The 2,688-nt window shown below is 40.9% G+C and carries 1 protein-coding gene; it reads left to right on the top strand.

Translation table 11 applies throughout. The annotated features are described in order from the left end of the window. The first annotated feature begins 62 nt into the window (after window positions 1-62). A complete protein-coding gene (locus B4H32_RS12545) occupies window positions 63-2,540 on the top strand; it encodes a heavy metal translocating P-type ATPase (protein WP_286803356.1) in 2,478 nt (825 codons plus the stop codon). Window positions 2,541-2,688 lie beyond the last annotated feature (148 nt).

Below are 2,688 nucleotides of genomic sequence, written 5' to 3'. Positions count from 1 at the left end.
ATCTTGGTTCGAGCTGATCTTCGCATATAGAACTCAGCATATCTAAATGATAGAGATCGTATATGAGTACCGAAATGACTGATACGCCACACTACAGTGAAACATTAGAGATTGAGGGGATGACATGTGCTTCTTGTGTAGGCCGTGTGGAAAAAGCCTTAAAATCTCTTGAGGGTGTTGAATCGGCTCATGTAAATCTGGCTACCGAAAAAGCAGTCATTTATGCGCATCAACCACTTGATCGCGCTACTTTAATTAAAGCCGTAGAAAAAGCTGGCTACGAAGTGGAAGCGCTGCAACCAATAGAGCTTACGATTGAGGGTATGTCATGTGCTTCTTGTGTAGGTCGAGTAGAAAAAGCCTTAAAATCTGTTGAGGGTGTGGAATCAGCACATGTAAATCTGGCTACTGAAAAAGCGACTATTCAGGCAAGCTCATCTGTCACTCGTGACTCGTTAATTCAGGCTGTCACCAAAGCAGGGTTTGAAGCAAAGTCAGTTCATCAAACTACGGAAAGCTTTCAAGATAAAAAGAATATTGAATTAGAAAAACTTAAAAAAGATTTAATTTTGTCAGTCTTATTGACTCTACCCGTTTTTATTTTAGAAATGGGATCACACCTGATTCCCGCCTTTCATACGTTTATGATGGATAACATTGGCCAACAAAATAGCTGGTTAATGCAATTTTTCTTGACCACAGTAGCATTAATTTTTCCAGGCCGACGCTTCTTCAAAAAGGGCATCCCAAGTTTATTCCGCTTAGCACCAGACATGAATTCCTTGGTGGCTGTAGGAACATTGGCTGCTTATCTTTATTCAGTGGTTGCTACTTTCTTTCCAAGTGTCCTGCCACAAGGCACGGTCAATGTTTATTATGAAGCTGCAGCGGTTATTATCACTTTAATTCTATTAGGTAGATTTTTTGAAGCCAAGGCAAAAGGCCGAACGTCTTTAGCAATTCAACATCTAGTTGGAATGCAGCCTAAAGTTGCCAGAATACAGCTCAATAATCAGGTGATAGAAGTTCCGATTGCCGAAGTTCAAACAGGAACGATTGTAGAGATTAGACCAGGCGAGCGTATCCCTGTCGATGGTGAAGTTATTCACGGCCAAAGTTTTATTGATGAATCCATGATTACTGGCGAGCCTATACCCGTTGAAAAAACGATAGGCTCTACTGTGGTAGGAGGAACAATTAACCAAAGTGGCAGCTTAAATATCAAAGCCACCTCTGTTGGTAGTTCATCAGTGCTTTCTCAAATCATCCGAATGGTAGAGCAGGCCCAAGGCTCCAAGCTGCCGATTCAGGCATTGGTTGATAAAATTACCATGTGGTTTGTACCTGTAGTAATGGGTCTCTCTCTTTTAACTTTTCTTACGTGGTTTATCTTTGGCCCTGAGCCAGCCCTAACGTTTAGCTTAGTTAATGCAGTTGCGGTACTCATTATTGCATGTCCTTGTGCAATGGGACTTGCAACGCCTACATCAATCATGGTGGGAACTGGGCGTGGTGCTGAAATGGGTGTTTTATTCCGTAAAGGGGAAGCTTTGCAGCTGCTCAAAGAAACTAAAGTGGTTGCTGTTGATAAAACAGGGACCCTGACTGAAGGGAAACCAATTTTAACCGATCTGCATGTCTTAGAAGGGTTTGAATACAATGCCGTACTTTCACTTATGGCAGCCGTTGAATCAAAGTCTGAGCATCCTATTGCTCGAGCAATTGTACAAGCCGCTATAGATAAGGAATTAATCCTGTCTCCTGTTGCTGATTTCAAGTCAGTCACGGGCTATGGAATAGAAGCAACGGTGTCTGAACATTTGGTTCATATTGGTGCAGATCGATATATGGAAAAACTAGGTTTGAATCCTAATGTTTTTTCTCAATTTTCGGATCGTTTGGGAGAAGAAGGAAAAACTCCACTCTATGTTGCGATTGACCAGAAACTTGCTGCCATTATTGCTGTAGCAGATCCAATTAAAGAATCAACATTTGCTGCAATTGAAGCGTTACATCAGTTAGGTTTAAAGGTTGCCATGATTACAGGGGATAACCGTCATACGGCTCAAGCGATTGCAAAAAAACTGGGTATTGATGAGGTTATTGCTGAAGTCTTGCCTGAAGGTAAAATAGAGGCCGTTAAAAAATTAAAAAATCAATATGGTAAACTCGCATATGTGGGAGATGGCATTAATGATGCTCCTGCACTTGCAGAAGCAGATATTGGCTTAGCGATAGGTACAGGTACAGATGTAGCGATTGAAGCTGCTGATGTGGTTTTGATGTCTGGCAACCTGAAAGGAGTGCCAAATGCTATCGCTTTAAGCAAAGCGACTATAACCAATATTCGTGAAAATTTATTTTGGGCATTTGTTTACAATGCAGCTCTGATTCCTATTGCAGCAGGTGTACTTTATCCGCAATTTGGACTGCTACTTTCTCCTGTATTTGCTGCTGGTGCAATGGCTCTCTCGTCAATATTTGTACTAGGAAATGCTTTACGATTAAAACGTTTTAAAGCCCCCCTTACAGTTGGTTAACCATTTTTTATATATATTTAAAGTGGCTGTTGCATAAATATCTGAAGATTAGAACAACTCTATCTTTCGTCTATTTGTGCAACAAAGCCCCTTAGCTTTAAAATCATTTGAATGATTTCTTCTTGGTCTACGTGCCATAAAATACTCC

It is taken from the genome of Acinetobacter sp. UBA2063 (genome assembly GCF_002333245.1).
Classification (GTDB): Bacteria; Pseudomonadota; Gammaproteobacteria; order Pseudomonadales; family Moraxellaceae; genus Acinetobacter; species Acinetobacter parvus.
The sequence above is the reverse complement of the archived record's forward strand: the minus strand, read 5'-3'. Positions and strand labels throughout refer to the sequence as shown.